Annotated in this window: 16 protein-coding genes; 13 read left to right on the forward strand and 3 right to left on the reverse strand. The window is 70.5% G+C overall.

Annotated elements, in window-relative coordinates; genetic code table 11:
* Positions 1–16 precede the first annotated feature (16 nt).
* Positions 17–781 carry an ABC transporter ATP-binding protein gene (locus O7614_RS00980; RefSeq protein ID WP_278136623.1) on the forward strand — a complete coding sequence of 255 codons (765 nt, stop codon included), beginning with the start codon at positions 17–19 and terminating at the stop codon, positions 779–781.
* Positions 766–2,469, forward strand: a complete 1,704-nt coding sequence (locus O7614_RS00985) for an ABC transporter permease (RefSeq protein WP_278136624.1) — start codon at positions 766–768, stop codon at positions 2,467–2,469. The genes O7614_RS00980 and O7614_RS00985 overlap by 16 nt, the downstream gene beginning before the upstream one ends.
* On the opposite strand, the gene O7614_RS00990 is transcribed toward O7614_RS00985, so the two are convergent.
* The 3 genes from O7614_RS00990 to O7614_RS01000 form a co-directional block, all read right to left on the reverse strand.
* Positions 2,466–2,669, reverse strand: coding sequence for a DUF397 domain-containing protein (locus tag O7614_RS00990; protein ID WP_278136625.1), 204 nt, complete (start codon positions 2,667–2,669; stop codon positions 2,466–2,468). The genes O7614_RS00985 and O7614_RS00990 overlap by 4 nt on opposite strands.
* Before the next feature lie 175 nt (positions 2,670–2,844).
* A complete protein-coding gene (locus tag O7614_RS00995; RefSeq protein ID WP_278136626.1) occupies positions 2,845–3,051 on the reverse strand; it encodes a DUF397 domain-containing protein in 207 nt (68 codons plus the stop codon).
* Entirely contained in the window at positions 3,048–3,833 is a 786-nt protein-coding gene (locus tag O7614_RS01000) for a helix-turn-helix transcriptional regulator (protein ID WP_278136627.1), read from the reverse strand. The genes O7614_RS00995 and O7614_RS01000 overlap by 4 nt, the downstream gene beginning before the upstream one ends.
* A 586-nt stretch (positions 3,834–4,419) precedes the next feature.
* Here O7614_RS01000 and O7614_RS01005 point away from each other — a divergent pair.
* The 11 genes from O7614_RS01005 (at position 4,420) to O7614_RS01055 (ending at position 15,596) form a co-directional block, all read left to right on the forward strand.
* A complete protein-coding gene (locus O7614_RS01005) occupies positions 4,420–5,172 on the forward strand; it encodes a flavin reductase family protein (protein WP_278142101.1) in 753 nt (250 codons plus the stop codon).
* A gap of 174 nt (positions 5,173–5,346) precedes the next feature.
* The gene (locus O7614_RS01010; protein ID WP_278136628.1) at positions 5,347–5,712 is read left to right on the forward strand and encodes a DUF485 domain-containing protein; all 366 of its coding nucleotides are present in this window, start codon (positions 5,347–5,349) and stop codon (positions 5,710–5,712) included.
* Positions 5,690–7,381 carry a cation acetate symporter gene (locus tag O7614_RS01015; RefSeq protein ID WP_278136629.1) on the forward strand — a complete coding sequence of 564 codons (1,692 nt, stop codon included), beginning with the start codon at positions 5,690–5,692 and terminating at the stop codon, positions 7,379–7,381. Before O7614_RS01010 ends, O7614_RS01015 begins: the two co-directional genes overlap by 23 nt.
* An 80-nt stretch (positions 7,382–7,461) precedes the next feature.
* Positions 7,462–8,439: an NAD-dependent epimerase/dehydratase family protein gene (locus O7614_RS01020; RefSeq protein WP_278136630.1), complete on the forward strand. Its 978-nt coding sequence runs from the start codon at positions 7,462–7,464 to the stop codon at positions 8,437–8,439.
* A gap of 76 nt (positions 8,440–8,515) precedes the next feature.
* Positions 8,516–9,742 (forward strand): LCP family protein, encoded by a 1,227-nt coding sequence (locus O7614_RS01025; RefSeq protein ID WP_278136631.1) that lies wholly within the window; start codon positions 8,516–8,518, stop codon positions 9,740–9,742.
* Between the two features lie 172 nt (positions 9,743–9,914).
* Positions 9,915–11,177: an LCP family protein gene (locus O7614_RS01030; protein WP_278136632.1), complete on the forward strand. Its 1,263-nt coding sequence runs from the start codon at positions 9,915–9,917 to the stop codon at positions 11,175–11,177.
* 175 nt (positions 11,178–11,352) lie between these two features.
* Entirely contained in the window at positions 11,353–12,315 is a 963-nt protein-coding gene (locus O7614_RS01035) for an LCP family protein (RefSeq protein ID WP_278136633.1), read from the forward strand.
* Positions 12,316–12,373: 58 nt separating this feature from the next.
* Entirely contained in the window at positions 12,374–12,709 is a 336-nt protein-coding gene (locus O7614_RS01040; RefSeq protein ID WP_278136634.1) for a rhodanese-like domain-containing protein, read from the forward strand.
* 9 nt (positions 12,710–12,718) lie between these two features.
* A complete protein-coding gene (locus tag O7614_RS01045) occupies positions 12,719–13,507 on the forward strand; it encodes a glycerophosphodiester phosphodiesterase family protein (RefSeq protein WP_278136635.1) in 789 nt (262 codons plus the stop codon).
* Positions 13,508–13,553: 46 nt separating this feature from the next.
* Complete coding sequence (locus O7614_RS01050; RefSeq protein WP_278136636.1) at positions 13,554–15,008, forward strand: PAS domain-containing sensor histidine kinase; 1,455 nt, start codon at positions 13,554–13,556, stop codon at positions 15,006–15,008.
* Between the two features lie 60 nt (positions 15,009–15,068).
* Positions 15,069–15,596, forward strand: a complete 528-nt coding sequence (locus O7614_RS01055; RefSeq protein WP_278142102.1) for an ATP-binding protein — start codon at positions 15,069–15,071, stop codon at positions 15,594–15,596.
* The last annotated feature ends 4 nt before the right edge of the window (positions 15,597–15,600 follow it).

Consider the following 15,600-nt stretch of genomic DNA (forward strand, 5'->3'; position numbering starts at 1 on the left):
CGGATAGCGTCGACGCATGACTGTTGAGCATCCCGCGCTCGCACTGCGTGGCCTGGCCAAGCGGTTCGACGGCACGATCGCGGTGGCCGGCGTCGACCTGGACGTCCCCGCCGGCTCCTTCTACGGCCTGCTCGGCCCGAACGGCGCCGGCAAGACCACCACCCTGTCGATGGCGGTCGGGCTGCTGCGGCCGGACGCCGGCTCGGCCCGGGTGCTCGGGCAGGACGTCTGGCAGGACCCGGTCGCCGCGAAGCAACTGCTGGGCGTGATGCCCGACGGGGTCCGCCTGTTCGACCGGCTGACCGGGGCGGAGCTGCTCGCGTACAACGGGTTGTTGCGGGGAATGGACCCGGCGGTGGTCGACCAGCGGGCTGCGGAGCTGCTGGACGTGCTGGCGCTGGCCGACGCCGGTCGGACGCTGGTGGTGGACTACTCGGCCGGCATGAAGAAGAAGATCGGCCTGGCCTGCGCACTGCTGCACGGTCCTCGGGTGCTGGTGCTGGACGAGCCGTTCGAGGCGGTCGACCCGGTCTCCGCCGCGCTGATCCGGGACATCCTCACCCGGTACGCGGCCGGCGGCGGCACGGTGATCTTCTCCAGTCACGTGATGGAGGTCGTCGAGCGGCTCTGCTCGCACGTGGCGATCCTGGCCGGCGGCACCATCAAGCGGGTCGGGACGATCGACGAGGTCCGCGGTGACCGCTCGCTGGAGCAGGTGTTCGTCGAGGTGGTCGGCGGGCGCACTGCGACGGGCGAGGAGCTGTCGTGGCTGTCGCGGTGAGCACTGAAGCCGGGCCCACGGCACCCGTACGCACGGTCTCCGCTCGGCACTTCGTGCGGCTCAAGCTGCGGGTGATGGGCAACAACTTTCGGGGTCAGGGTTGGCGGATCGCACTGTTCATCGGCGGCGCGATGCTCGGGCTCTGGTTCGCCGCCAGCGGTTTCCTCCTCTTCGCACTGCCCGGCCTGACCGGCGAGGGCCAGTACGCGGTGCTGGTCGCGGCTGCGGGCGGCGGCCTGCTGGTGCTCGGCTGGCTACTGCTGCCACTGGTCTTCTTCGGGGTGGACGAGACGCTGGACCCAGCCCGGTTCGCGCTGCTGCCGTTGCCCCGCCGCACGTTGGTGACCGGGCTGTTCGCGGCGGCTCTGATCAGCGTGCCGGTGGTGGCGGTGCTGATCGCGACGCTCGGGCTGGTGCTGACCTCCTGGTCGCTGGGCGGTTGGTCGGCGGGGTTGGTGGCCGTGGTCGGTGTGGTCGCGGGGTTGCTGCTCTGCGTGGCGGCCAGCCGGGCGGTGACCAGCGCCTTTGCCACCATGCTGCGGTCCCGCCGGGTACGGGACCTGGCGGCCGTGCTGCTGGCGGTGGTCGCCGCACTTCTCGGCCCGTTGCAGATCTTCGGCCTCGCCGCGCTGCGGGAGGCGGACTGGACCGGGCTGACCGGCGCGGCGACGGTGATCGGCTGGACGCCGCTCGGCGCACCGTGGACGGCCGGCATCGACGTGGCCCAGGGGCGGGTGTGGGCGGCACCGGTCAAGTTGCTGATCACGGTGGTGGCGCTCGGCGCCCTGCTGGCCTGGTGGTCGCGCTCGATCGAGTCGGCCATGGTGGGTGCGGCGAGCGGTGGTAAGGCCCCGGTGCGGCGCGGAGTCGCCGGTGGCGCGGTCGCGCAACTGTTTCCCCGGGTCGCCGGCTGGGCCCGCCGGGACCGGTTCGGTGCCCTGGTGGCCCGGGAGGCCCGGTACTGGTGGCGGGACGCTCGCCGCCGGGCCAACCTGATCACGATCGCGGTGGTCGGCATCTTCGTGCCGGTGATGATCAACGTTACGGGCGGGGACTTCGCCGCCATGAACGACGAGGGGTTTACCGCGGCAGCCGGTGACAGCTCACCGGTCGTGGTCACCATCTCGATGGTCTTCGTGGGCGTGCTGGCCGCCGTCACCCTGGCCAACCAGTTCGGCTTCGACGGCAGCGCGTACGCCGCGAACGTGGTGGCCGGGGTGCCCGGCCGGGTCGAGCTACGGGCACGGATGACGGCCTTCTCGCTGTACGTGCTGCCGATGCTGGCGGTCGTGGCGGTGGTGCTGTCGGTGCTGCTCGGGCGACCGGGCTGGATCGGGCTCACGACCGGCAGTCTGGTCGCCACCTACGGCGCCGGGCTGGCGGTGAACAGCCTGGTCTCCGTGCTCGGGGCGTACTCGCTGCCGGAGACGAGCAACCCGTTCGCCATGAACAGCGGCGCGGGCCTGACGAAGGGGTTGCTCACCCTGCTGGCCATGCTCACCTCGGCGGTCGCCGCGGTGCCGATGGTGGTGGCCGCCGCGCTGCTCGGTGACGCCTGGCTCTGGCTGGCCCTGCCGGTCGGAGCGGCTTACGGGCTGGGCGCGGCGCTGCTGGGCGCGTACCTGGCCGGCGACGTGCTGGACCGTCGGCTGCCCGAATTGCTGGCCACGGTCACACCGCGGCGCTAACCGGGGCGGCGACCTGAGGTCTGGGCAGCATCGGCGACGAAGCCACGCCAGGCGGCCGGAGCGAAGGTGAGGACCGGGCCGGAGCGATCCTTGCTGTCCCGGACCAGCACGACACCGGGCACGTTGTCCGCCACCTCGACGCAGGCACCGCCCGTGTCGCCGGACCGGGTCGACGTACGCCAGCGTGGTTCAGCAGTCATGGTGTCACCTTCAGCTTCCGGATCAGATCCAGCGTGGCACCCGTGGACAGCGCCTCGCCGAGCAGATGGTCGGTGCAGCGTACGGGCTGGGCGCGGCGCTGCTGGGCGCGTACCTGGCCGGCGACGTGCTGGACCGTCGGCTGCCCGAACTGCTGGCCACGGTCACGCCACGACGCTAAACAGCGTGGGGGGACGGGGCCTGAGCAGCGCTGGCGACGAAGCCGCGCCAGGCGGCCGGAGCGAAGGTGAGGACCGGGCCGGAGCGATCCTTGCTGTCCCGGACCAGGACGACACCGGGCACGTTGTCCGCCACCTCGACGCAGTTGCCACCAGTGTCTGTCGAGCGGGTGGACGTGCGCCAGTGAGGCTCAGTGATCGTCATGGTGTCACCTTCAGCTTCCGGATCAGGTCCATCGAGGCACTTGTCGAGAGTGCTTCGCCGAGCAGGGTATCCCACTTGCGATCAATATGGTGGAGAATCTCCGGGTCGTCCATTACGTGTCCGCGTGCGGCGTTCTCCAGGTAGAGCACCCTGTCCCCGTCTGGCAGATCGGCGAACACGAAGCCACCCCCGAAGCCGGCATGCTCCCCGACGCTCAGGGGGATGACGTGCAATCGGGCGAACGGCAGGTCTGCCACTTCGAGCAGTCGGCCGAGTTGGGCGTTGAGCACGGCGTGACCGCCCACCGGGCGGTGAAGGCCCATCTCGTCCACCAGGAAGACGCATGTTGGCGGGGCATCCCGGGACATCAGCAGTTGGCGTTCCAGACGAACCGCGACAAGCTCGTCAACCGTGGCCGGTGAATTCAGTCCGCCCGCCGAGATAACAGCGCGGGCGTACTCCTCGGTCTGAAGGAGACCGGGCACAAGGCATGCCTCGAAGGCACGTAGGCGCGTCGCCTGCTGCTCGTATCCACGCCAGGGGACAAACCAGGATGGGCCATATTCCTGGTCCGCGGCCCTGAGGAGTTCGGCGAGGAGGCCGCCGGTGGCTAGTGCCTCGTCGGCGGCGACCGCGAACTCCATGGTCGGCCGGCGTCGGCCGGTCTCGATGGCCGCCACCGTGGAGGGACTCCACCTGGTGGCCGTCGCCAACACCTCCTGGGACACCTCGGCACCGGCTCGGGCGGCCTTCAGCGCCCGCACCCACATTTCGACGTTCATCCTTACCTCTCCGGTAAGTACGCGATCGCACTGTGTAGTAAGCCCTGGCATCCTCCCCTGTCCGCGCTCTTCCGTCCAGGGTGGAGAGCACGCGGCCCGGCCGGTGGAGGCGACGTCCCGGCGACTGGGTCCTGCGTTCGGGCCGCCCCGGTCATCCCCCAGCCGGGGCGGCCCTCGTCGACCGGGAGGAGATCAGCCATGTTCGGGTTCATCCGGGGTAGGAACGGGGCGCGGTGGTCGTACCGGAGAAGGAAGCTGGCGGCACCGGCGACGGTGCCGGGCGCGGAGAGATCGGCGGGCGTGGCGGCTCGGCCGCCTGCGTGGGCGGACGGGCCGACGGTGGCCGTGCCGCGACCGGGCCGGGCGGGCTGGCTGACCCCGGCGCAGACCTGGCGCGCGAACGGCGGTCGCTGGTGACGTGCGCCGGTCGGGAGACCCGCGCGACCGCCCGCGTCGAGTGCTTAGCGCCAAGGTCCGCGCAGCATCAGGGATGTTGGTGCCTGCCAGGTGTCGGAGGCAGCAACGTCCGGGAAGTTGCGCGGATCGTGGCGTGGGGCGTGGGTCGGTGAGCCGGACGCACCTGCCGATGCGGCCGTTGTGGCGGTGCCGGGGTTGCGGGGCTGCCTGGCCGTGTCAGCCGGCGCGGCTGGCGTTGCTCGCCGAATATCGGAACGACCGGGTGGGGCTGCTGGTCTACCTGGGCACGATGATGGCGGAGGCGGGTGATCAACTGGCCCGCCTCAGCGGGCGACCCACCGATCTGCACGAGCGCTTCCTGGGTTGGGCGCGCGGCCGGGACGGCACAATGTTTCACGTGAATCATGAGCCGGGCGCCGAGATCCACCACACCGACCCGTTCGCGGTGCCGACCGGGCAGCGGTCGCCGGTACGCCGACTGCGCGGCCGACTCGCCGCACCGGTGACCCTCTGGACGGCACCCGGCCCGGCCGGGCTGACGGTGTCGTCCACGCTGGTCGCCGAGGGGGAGCCGGACCGACTGGTCGGGTTGATCGACCCGGAGTCCGATTTCTGGGCGGCGGCGGAGGAGGCGGGACGGTTCGCGGTCACCCCGCTCGGCCCACCGCACCGGCAGCTCGCCGACCGGTTCGCCGGACTGTTCCCCGCCCCGGGCGGGCTCTTCGCCGCCGACACCTGGATCGAGACGCCGTACGGGCCGGTCCCCGCGGATGCCGGCGGGTGGGCCGGGTGCCGGCTGGACACCGCCCGGGAGTACGGCTGGGGCCTGCTGGTGGAGGCCACCATCGAGGCGGTCGACCTGAGCGAGGCGGCCTCTCCGCTGCTGCACTATCGCGGTCGGTACCACGAGCTACCGGGCTGAACGGGCGACCGTCCGGACCGACCGGTCACCGGAGTGACCTGGGTCACTCGGCGCAGCCAGGCAACCGCTCGGCGCAGTCGACTGCCGGCGTCGATCTCGGCCTTCCCCGTCGGGGAGCGCGCTCTCTACCGTGCGCGAAACTCCTCTGACGCCTGTGAAGGTGGTGATCCACAGATGTCCACGGACACACCCGCTCCGGCCGCTCCCCAGTCGGACAAGTACCTGACCGTACAACGGTCGGACGAGTTCGCCGGGCTGCGGCGTGCGCTGCGCGGCTTCGTCTTCCCGATGACCGTCGCGTTCTTCCTGTGGTATGCGCTCTACGTCATTCTCTCCGCGTACGCCCGGGACTTCATGGGCACGAAGCTGTTCGGCAGCAACATCAACGTCGCGCTGGTCTTCGGCCTGCTCCAGTTCGTCTCCACGTTCCTGATCGCCTGGCTCTACTCCCGGTACGCGGACCGGAAGATCGACCCCATCGCGGACCGGATCCGCGCCGAGATCGGGGAGGTGACCCATGAGCACGGTCCACGCGGTTGAGACGTTCCTGGCGGCCGAGGCGGGCGACCACACCGCCCGCAACCTGACCATCACACTCTTCCTGGTCTTCGTGGCGGTGACCCTGGGCATCACCATCTGGGCCAGCCGGCAGACCAAGACGGCTACCGACTTCTACGCGGGCGGCCGGTCCTTCTCCGGCTTCCAGAACGGCATGGCGATCGGCGGCGACTACATGTCGGCCGCCTCGTTCCTCGGCATCGCCGGCATCATCGCGCTCTACGGCTACGACGGCTTCCTCTACTCCATCGGCTTCCTGGTCGCGTGGCTGGTGGCCCTGCTGCTGGTCGCCGAGCTGCTGCGCAACTCGGGCCGGTACACGATGGCGGACGTGCTGGCCTTCCGGATGCGTCAGCGTCCGGTGCGTACGGCGGCGGCGGTCTCCACCATCACGGTGTCGATCTTCTACCTGCTGGCGCAGATGGTGGGCGCCGGCGCGCTGGTCGCGCTGCTGCTCGGCATCCGGCCGGGGACGACCTTCCTCGGCATGGACGCGGACACCGCGAAGGTGGCCACCATCATCATGGTCGGCGCCCTGATGATCATCTACGTCACCGTGGGTGGCATGAAGGGCACCACCTACGTGCAGATCGTCAAGGCGTTCCTGCTCATGGGCGGCGCGCTGCTGATGACCGTCCTGGTGCTGGCGAAGTTCAACTTCAACCTGTCGGCGCTGCTCGGCCAGGCCGCCGAGGCATCCGGCAAGGGCAGCGCGTTCCTCGAACCCGGGCTGCGGTACGGCGTGGAGGTCGCCGGCAACTCGACACAGACGTTCTACAACAAGGTGGACCTGCTGTCCCTGGGCATCGCCCTGGTGCTCGGCACCGCCGGTCTGCCGCACATCCTGATCCGCTTCTACACGGTGCCGACCGCCAAGGCCGCCCGCAAGAGCGTGCTCTGGGCGATCGGCATCATCGGCACCTTCTACCTGCTCACCCTGGCCCTCGGCTTCGGTGCGGCGGCGCTGGTCGGCGGCCAGGCGATCACCGCGCAGGACAAGGCCGGCAACACCGCCGCGCCACAGTTGGCCGAAGCGCTCGGCATCGACTTCTTCGGTGGTGAACTCGGTGGGGCGGCCCTGCTGGCGATCATCGCGGCGGTCGCCTTCGCCACCATCCTCGCGGTGGTCGCCGGGCTGACGCTGGCCTCGTCGTCCAGCCTGGCCCACGACTTCTACGCCAACGTGCTGAAGAAGGGTGAGGCGTCGGAGCGGCAGGAGGTGCGGGTCGCCCGGATCTCCGCCCTGGCGATCGGGGCGGTGTCGATCGCCCTGTCGATCTTCGCGCAGAACCTCAACGTCGCGTTCCTGGTGGCACTTGCCTTCGCGGTCGCCGCCTCGGGCAACCTGCCGGCGATCCTCTACAGCCTCTTCTGGCGGCGGTTCAACACCTCCGGCGCGGTGTGGGCGATCTACGGCGGTCTCCTCTCGGCCGTACTGCTGGTGTTCTTCTCGCCGGTGGTCTCCGGCGCGGCGACCTCGATGTTCCCGGACCACGACTGGCAGTGGTTCCCGCTGTCCAACCCGGGCATCCTCTCCATCCCGTTCGGTTTCCTGTGCGGGTGGATCGGCACCGTCATCTCCAAGGAGCACGACGAGGACAAGTACGCGGAGCTGGAGGTACGCGCCCTGACCGGCGCGGGCGCCCACTGACGCTCTCCGACGGGCTCCCGCCGACGCCTGGCGTCAGCGGGAGCCCGTCGCCGTATCTGCGGGTCGGTAGGCTGAGCGGTATGAAGGTTGTTGAGCGCTTCGGGCCCGGTCACCGCATCCTCGTCACCGGTGGAGCTGGCTTCGTCCCATCGCATCTGGTGGACGTCCTGGTCGCCCGCGGCTGCACGGTGGTGGCGCTGGACAACTTCGTGACCGGCTCCAAGGAGAACGTGGCCCACCTGCTGGACCGGCCCACCTTCACGCTCGTCGAGGCGGACATCTCCGACGGCCTGCCGACCCACCACCCGGCGATGGCCGAACGGTTCGACGCGATCCTGCACATGGCCTCGCCGGCCAGCCCCACCGACTTCGCCCAACTGCCGGTGGAGATCCTCCGGGTCGGCTCGGTGGGCACCCTGCACCTGCTGGAGCGCGCGGTCGCCGACGGCGCCCGGTTCCTGATGGCCTCCACCTCCGAGGCGTACGGGGACCCGAAGGAGCACCCGCAGCGGGAGACCTACTGGGGCAACGTCAACCCGATCGGGGTTCGCAGCGTCTACGACGAGGCGAAGCGCTTCTCCGAGGCCGCGACGATGGCGTACCACCGCTACCGCGGGCTGGACGCGGCGATCGTCCGGATCTTCAACACCTACGGCCCGCGGATGCGCCCGGACGACGGCCGTGCCATCCCCACCTTCATCTCGCAGGCACTGCGCGGCGAGCCGATCACCGTGCACGGCACCGGCAACCAGACCCGGTCCATCTGTTTCGTCGAGGATCTGGTGCGGGGCATCCTGCTGCTGCTCGACTCGACCGAGACGGGCCCGGTCAACTGCGGGACCGAGCACGAGCTGACGATGCGGCAACTCGCCGAGTTGATCGTGTCGCTCTCCGGCAGCAGCTCCGAGGTGACCTACGTCACGCGCAGCTCGGACGACCCGGAGATGCGTCGCCCGGATCTCACGCTCGCTCGCGAACTGCTGGGATACGAGCCGACGGTGGCGCCCGAAGACGGCCTACAACGCACGATCGAGCACTTCCGGGCACGGCTAGGGTAACCGGTTCGTTGCGTACCGCCTGCCGCTGAGTGTCGCCTGAAGGCGGTGGTGGCTCCCGCTACGTACCCTGAGTTACATGTCCGCGACCTCGTCTGCCGGCGTCCCGTATCCGTCCCTGCACCGCAGCGCCGGGCGCGCGTCGGTGCCCGGCCCCGATCGGGGCGCTTCCGGGCGTGCCCGTCCGACCGAGGCACGCTTCTACCCGTCCTACGACGAGGGGGAGCCCAGGCCCGGCGGCCCGGCCGGGCCGAGAGGGCCCGGCGGCCCGGGTGGCACCGGTGGGTCGGGGCGACGTGGTCCGCGCCCGCGCTGGGGCCGGATCGCCCTCGTGGCCGGGGTCGCCGTGCTGGTGCTGGCGTTGCTCGGCGGCGTGGGCGCCTGGCTCTACGCCCGCAACCTGAACAACGACCTGGCCCGCACCGACCCGTTCGCGGAGATCACCGGAGGCCGCCCGGTCAAGGCGGTCGACGGCGCGCTGAACATCCTGCTGGTCGGCAGCGACTCGCGGGACCCGGACGCCCCGGTCGACACCAAGAGTCAGTGGCGCGCCGACACCGTCATCGTGATGCACATCCCGGCCGACCACCAGGAGGCCTACCTGGTCTCCATCCCGCGCGACCTCTACGTGCCGATCCCGGAGAGCGCCGGCGCGGCCTGCGACTCCGGTAGTCGCGCGAAGATCAACGCGGCGTTCGCGTTCGGCGGGCTGCCGCTGGCGGTACGCACCGTGGAGTGCTTCACCGACGTTCGGATCGACCACGTGATGGCGATCGACTTCGGCGGGTTCAAGGAGGTCACCGACGCCCTCGGCGGGGTGGACCTGAAGGTGGAACGGACCATCACCTCGATCCACAAGCCGTACCGGACGTTCACCAAGGGCACCAACCACATGGACGGCGCGGAGGCCCTGGACTGGATCCGGCAGCGTAAGCAGTTCCCGGACGGGGACTTCGCCCGGATGCGGCACCAGCAGGAGTTCCTGCGGGCACTGATGGACAAGGCGGCGAGCAGCGGCACGCTGGCGAACCCGAAGAAGCTCAACGATTTCCTCCAGTCGGTGACCAAGGCCGTAACCGTGGACCAGGGTTTCTCGGTTACAGACATGGCGCTGCAGTTCCGCAACCTGCGCGGTGAGAACCTCACCTTCGTGACCAGCCCGAACTCGGGCAGCGACACGATAAACGGCGAGTCGGTGGTGGTTTCGGACCGGGAGAAGGCGCTCGCCATGTACCGGGCCATGTCGGCGGACACCATGGCGGACTGGGTCAAGGCCAACCCGCCGAAGAGCAACGACGGCGGCTGACGGGGCGGCGGGCCCCACGGCCGACAGCCATCCGCCGTTCGGCTCATCGAGTGGCGACGATCGACTGAGCCCGAGGAACTTGGCGTCCGGATTGACACGAGCTGAACTCGCAAAGTCGAATTGATGTCCGTACAGTGGTGCCGCCCCCTCCTGATCACGAGCTGGAGCACGCATGCCGGTTCAGGCCAGTCGTCGCCCTTCACCCCCCGGGTCCGCCGCGCCCAGCGGTCGTGTCGCCGCGGCCATACCCGTGCAGGCGCGCTCCTCGGGCGACGGACCGGGTGCCCGACCGCCCGGCTTCGGCGGTGACGGCCCTGCGGGTGGCGGCGGGTCGCCGAAGAAGAAGACCAGGCGCAAGGACCCCCTCTGGGCCCGGCTGACAGTGGTCTTCGGTGCCGTGCTGATGCTGAGCAGCGGGGTGGCCATCGTCGGCAGCAAGGTGCTGATCGGGCAGGCGACCGGCGACATCGCCAAGGGCAACCTGCTGGGTGAGGCCGGCAAGTCCGACGCCGAGGGCGGGGCGAGCCTGGACGGCCCGATCGACATGCTGCTGCTCGGCGTGGACGCCCGGGAGCGCTGGGCGGCCGACGACGTGCGCTCGGACAGCATCATCATCCTGCACATCCCCGCCACGCACGACCAGGCGTACCTGATCTCGATCCCCCGGGACACCGAGGCGCAGATCCCCCCGTTCAAGAAGAGCGGCTACCCCGGCGGCACCGGGAAGATCAATGGCGCGTTCCAGGCCGGTGCCGCCAACGGTGGTGGTTGGGAGGGTGGCGCCCAGCTGATGGCGCAGACCATCAAGCGACTCACCGGCATCAGCTTCGACGGCGCGGCGATCATCAACTTCGGCGGTTTCAAGAACGTCATCGACGCCCTGGGGACCGTGCGCATCTGCGTCAGCCAGGAGGTCAAGTCGCTGCACATGTCGTACGTCGACGGCAAGCCGATGTGGAACGCGGACGCCAAGAAGACCGGCAAGCCGAGGACCCCGGTGGTGCACAAGAAGGGCTGCCAGGAGATGGAGGGGTGGGCCGCGCTCGACTACTCCCGGCAGCGCAAGACCCTCAAGAACGGCGACTACGACCGGCAGGCCAACCAGCAGCAACTGATCAAGGCGATGGCCAAGAAGGCCACCGACGGCGGGATGTTGACCAACCCGGCCAAGATGAACAACCTGATCAAGGCGGCCGGTAAGGCGTTCGTGCTGGACACCGGCGGTGTGGCGATCGAGAACTTCATCTTCACCATGCGCGGGGTCACCGCCAACGAACTGACCATGCTCAAGACCAACGGCGGCACCTTCCACGCCAACGGCAACAACACCGAGGGCTTGAGCGAAGAGACGATGGCCATGTTCCAGGCGGTCAAGCAGGACAAACTCGCCGAGTTCGTCTTCACCCACCCCGAGGTGATCTCCACCCGCAAGTGACGACCGGAAGTCGCGGAAAGCCAGCGACGGCATCGTCACCGCCCGTAGCCTGACGTGAGCAGGTTTCACGTGCGGCGTCGGGGAGGCGGTCACGTCCAGGTGGGGGCGGAACACGGGGGACGGTGCCGCAACGGTCCCGTCGGCCCGAGCACGCCGCGCCCGTGGGTCACGGATCATGCTCGGCATCGGCCTGGCCCTCGTCCTGCTGGCCGGGCTCGCCATGATCGGGCTCAAGACGCTCGGCAACCGGTACGACCGGACGGTGACCAAGGAGCAGTTGCTCGACGCCGACGCCCGCACCGACCACACCGACCTGGACGGGCCCCTCAACTACCTCCTGGTCGGCTCCGATCGCCGCCCCGGTGACAGTGGGCCGGCCCAACGCTCGGACACCATCCTCATCGTGCACGTCCCCGCCGGGCAACGGGAGGCGTACCTGGTCTCCGTCCCACGCGACCTGCTGGTCGCCATCCCGCCCGGGAACGGCTTCGGCGGCGGTCAGGACAAGATCAACGCGGCGTACGAGCACGGCGGCGGTGGACAGGCCGGAGCCCAACTCCTCTCCGCCACCCTGCACCGGCTCACCGGCATCCGGTTCGACGGTGCCGCGCTGATCGACTTCTCCGGCTTCCGCAAGGTCATCGACCTGCTGGGCGGAGTGGAGATGTGCGTGGACACCGAGGTCCGCTCGATCCACACCAACCGGGTCTTCCCCACCGGCTGTCAGCGGATGGACGGGGCGCAGGCACTGGACTACGTACGGCAGCGCTACGACCTGCCCGGCGGCGACTACGACCGGCAGCACCACCAGCAACAGCTGCTCCGGGCGATGCTGGACAGCGCCGGCAGAGCGGACCTGCGCAGCAACCCGCTCAAGTTCGACCAGGTGCTGCGGGCGGTCGGCGGGTCGTTGACCGTCGACACCAACGGCGTACCCCTGGAGGATCTGCTCCTCGCGCTGCGCGCGCTGCCGCCCGACGGGATGCGCGGCGTCCAGGTGCCGTCGTCGCCGCAGACCATCGACGAGGTCTCGTACGTGGTGCTGGACAACGGAGGCAACGGGCTCTTCGAGGCGGTTCGCGCCACTCGGGTGCCGGCCTGGGCGCAGGCCAACCCGCGCTGGGTGACCCGGTTGTGACGGTGGCGACGGCCCTGTCGGTGCCGAACCGGCCGGCGAGGATCTAGTGTTGCTTCCTGTGTTCGGACCCCAGGTTCCCACCGTGCCCGTGACCGAGATCGCCGACGACACCTACCTGCTGGACGTGCGGGAGGCTGACGAGTGGGCCGCCGGCCACGCTCCCACCGCCCACCACCTGCCGATGATGGAGCTGCCGGCCCGGTTGGCCGAGGTGCCCACCGACCGGGACGTGGCGGTCATCTGCCGCTCCGGCGGGCGCTCGGCCCAGGTCGTCGCCTACCTGATCAACAACGGTTGGGAGCACGTGCGCAACGCCGATGGTGGGATGCGCCAGTGGGCTGCGGTCGGCCGACCGGTGGTCGACGCGAACGAGCAGCCCGGCCAGGTCATCTGAGGCGCGCGGATGGGCGGGCCACTGGTCTTCGCGCACCGCGGGGCCTCGTACGACCTCCCCGAGCACACCCTGGCCGCGTACCTGCGCGCCCTCGACGAAGGCGCCGACGGCCTGGAGTGCGACGTCCGGTTGACCCGGGACGGGCACCTGGTCTGCGTACACGACCGTCGACTCGACCGCACCAGCAACGGTCGCGGTCTGGTCAGCGCGCGTACGCTCGCCGAGCTGGACGCGCTGGACTTCGGCTCGTGGCACCCGGGCAGCACACCGGGCGGCGACCTTCCGCCGGACGAGTCGCACACCCGGTTGCTGACCCTGGCCCGGCTGCTGGACGCCGTGGTCGACGCCGGGCGACCGGTCCGGCTGCTGGTGGAGACGAAGCACCCGTCCCGCTACGGCTCGGCCGTGGAACGGCGCCTGGTCGCCATGCTTCGCCGGTACGGGCTGGCCGACCCGGCGCCGGACGACCCGGTGCAGGTCACCGTCATGTCGTTCTCCCCGCTGGCGGTCCGCCGGGTCCGCGAGCTGGCTCCGACGTTGCCCACCGTGCTGTTGCTGGAGGTGTTGCCGCCCTGGCTGCGGTTGGGTCGGCTGCCGTTCGGCACCCGGATCGCCGGGCCGGGCATCGGTCTGGTCCGGGGACGTCCGCAGTTACTGCCCGCACTGCGCGCCGCCGGCAACCAGGTGTACGTCTGGACGGTAAACGAGCCGACCGACCTGGAGCTGGTGCTGTCCGCCGGGGTGGACGGGATCATCACCGATCGGCCGGCGTACGCCCTCTCCCGGCTGGGCCGCTGACCCGCCGGGGGTGCCCAAATCCAGGTCTGGGGGGCAGACTCGGCGCATGCCGGAGCGTATCGACTTTCCTGCTCTCCTCGGCGGCCACACCGTCGTGATCGAGATGATCAACTCTGGGGACGCCGGCCTGCCGGTCCTCACCCAGCTTCTCCGGGTGGCGCAGCCGGCACTCGGTGCGACAGGTATGGCCTTCGTGGAGTTCGGTCCGACCGGCGGTCGGGTGATCTCCGCGACCGGTGCGGCGGAGTGGGCTCTCGGCCGACCGCTGGCAGTGGACGACCCGGACACCGTCTGCCTGCTCGCCGGGCCGCGGGCCCGCCAGGTGCGGGTGGGTCACCTCAACGGCAAACTGGCCGCCGAGCTGACCGGCAGCGATCTGCGCTGGATGGTGGTCTCCCGGGCGGAGATCGGCGGCCACACCGTCGGCAGCCTGCACGCGCTCTACCCGGGCGATGACGAACCGGGCGCCGAGCAGCAGGGAGTGGTCGCCTACCTCGCGTCCTGCGTCGCGCACATGTACGGCGACCAGAGCGGCCTGCCCGTGCACGGTGACGGCCCGGTCGTGGCGGCCCTCGCCGACGGGCTGGCCGTGGTGGACCGGGACGGGTACGTCCGGCTCTGGAACCCGGCCGCCGCCCAGGTCACCGGCCGGTCGGCCGAGCAGGCGCTGAGCCGCCCCCTGCCGTTCCCACTGCCGCCCTCCGGTCAGGTGCGGGATCACCGGATGCCGGACGGCCGCTGGCTGCGGATCACCTCCGGTGAGCTGCCCGGCCCCGGGACGCTCCGGGTGGTCACCTTCCGCGACATCACCGACCAGCAACAACGCGACCACGACCGGGATCTGTTCGTCGCCGTGACCAGCCACGAGCTACGGACGCCGGTCACCGTGATCAAGGGGTACGCGGACACGCTCACCGACCACTGGGAGTCACTGACCGAGGTGGACCGGCGGCAGGCCGCCCGGGTGATCGGGCAGCGCGCCAACGAGTTGGCCCGGTTGGTCGACCGTCTTCTCTCCTCGGCCGCCGAGGCGGGGCCCGGGGACGAACCGGCGACGCCGTTCGACCTCGGCGAGGCGTTGCGCTCCGCCGTCGTCGACCTGCCGGCGGAGTTGCGCCGCCGGCTGGTGCTCCTCCTCCCGAACGACCTGCCCAAGGCCCTCGGTCACCGGCCCAGCCTGGCCACTGTGTTGACCGAGTTGACGACCAATGCCGGCAAGTACTCGGCACCGGACTCTCCGATCGAGGTCACCGCCTCGGTCGACGGTCAACTGGTGGCGTTCCGGGTCAGCGACCAGGGCATCGGCATCCGACCGGAGCACGTGGAGCGCGCGTTCGACAGGTTCTGGCAGGGCGAGTCCGGCGACCGACGCGGCTATCCGGGGGCAGGACTCGGCCTCTATCTCGTCCGCCGGATCGTTGAACAACAGAATGGATGGGTATCCCTACGTCCGAGGGCCGGCGGCGGTACGGTCGCAGAGGTGCGGCTACCCCGCTGTTGACCGAGGTGGCGCGACGTGGAGGCGACGGTGGCAGCGGCAGTGACGGATCGGGCGTGGTGCGTGGTGGTTCCTCACCATCCGGCCGGGGCACGGTTGGCCCGGCACAGGCTCGCTGACGAGTTGGCGGACGTCGTACCCCCGACGCTCCTCGCGGATCTGATCGCGGTGCTCGCGGAGCTGGTGGGCAACGCGGTGCGGCATGCCCGGCCGCTGCCCGGTGGAGTCATCCGGGTTGCCTGGCGGCTACGGCCCTCGGCCGGGGGCGCGCTGATCCAGTTGCGGGTCACCGACGGCGGTGCGAGCACCGGGCCGCGGATCCGGACGCCCAGCCTCGACGCCGCGGACGGGCGCGGGCTGCACATCGTGGCCGGCCTGGCCACCCGTTGGGGGGTCGAGCGGGACGGCATGGGCCAGCGCGTCTGGGCGGAGTTCGACCCGGCGCCGGCACCGCGACCCGACCTGGTGGCGGCGGGCTGCCCCCTGCGGTCTGCGGTCGCCGCCGCCCGGGTGGTGGCAACTTCGGTGATCGACGGGCGGAGGTCGGGTGGGTCCGGCCCACGGCGAGCCGGTCGGGCCTCTAGGCTGTGACGCC

This window comes from Micromonospora sp. WMMD961, from assembly GCF_029626145.1.
Lineage (GTDB): Bacteria > Actinomycetota > Actinomycetes > Mycobacteriales > Micromonosporaceae > Micromonospora.

Excerpts from the sequence above, each read along its gene's own strand:
- O7614_RS01020 (WP_278136630.1), top strand. The coding sequence starts at position 7,462 with ATGAAGGTTGTTGAGCGCTTCGGGCCCGGTCACCGCATCCTCGTCACC.
- O7614_RS01050 (WP_278136636.1), top strand. The coding sequence starts at position 13,554 with ATGCCGGAGCGTATCGACTTTCCTGCTCTCCTCGGCGGCCACACCGTC.
- O7614_RS01015 (WP_278136629.1), top strand. The coding sequence starts at position 5,690 with ATGAGCACGGTCCACGCGGTTGAGACGTTCCTGGCGGCCGAGGCGGGC.
- O7614_RS01025 (WP_278136631.1), top strand. The coding sequence starts at position 8,516 with ATGTCCGCGACCTCGTCTGCCGGCGTCCCGTATCCGTCCCTGCACCGC.
- O7614_RS00990 (WP_278136625.1), bottom strand. The coding sequence starts at position 2,669 with ATGACTGCTGAACCACGCTGGCGTACGTCGACCCGGTCCGGCGACACG.
- O7614_RS01045 (WP_278136635.1), top strand. The coding sequence starts at position 12,719 with ATGGGCGGGCCACTGGTCTTCGCGCACCGCGGGGCCTCGTACGACCTC.
- O7614_RS01035 (WP_278136633.1), top strand. The coding sequence starts at position 11,353 with ATGCTCGGCATCGGCCTGGCCCTCGTCCTGCTGGCCGGGCTCGCCATG.
- O7614_RS01000 (WP_278136627.1), bottom strand. The coding sequence starts at position 3,833 with ATGAACGTCGAAATGTGGGTGCGGGCGCTGAAGGCCGCCCGAGCCGGT.
- O7614_RS00980 (WP_278136623.1), top strand. The coding sequence starts at position 17 with ATGACTGTTGAGCATCCCGCGCTCGCACTGCGTGGCCTGGCCAAGCGG.
- O7614_RS00995 (WP_278136626.1), bottom strand. The coding sequence starts at position 3,051 with ATGACGATCACTGAGCCTCACTGGCGCACGTCCACCCGCTCGACAGAC.
- O7614_RS01030 (WP_278136632.1), top strand. The coding sequence starts at position 9,915 with ATGCCGGTTCAGGCCAGTCGTCGCCCTTCACCCCCCGGGTCCGCCGCG.
- O7614_RS01010 (WP_278136628.1), top strand. The coding sequence starts at position 5,347 with ATGTCCACGGACACACCCGCTCCGGCCGCTCCCCAGTCGGACAAGTAC.
- O7614_RS01005 (WP_278142101.1), top strand. The coding sequence starts at position 4,420 with ATGCGGCCGTTGTGGCGGTGCCGGGGTTGCGGGGCTGCCTGGCCGTGT.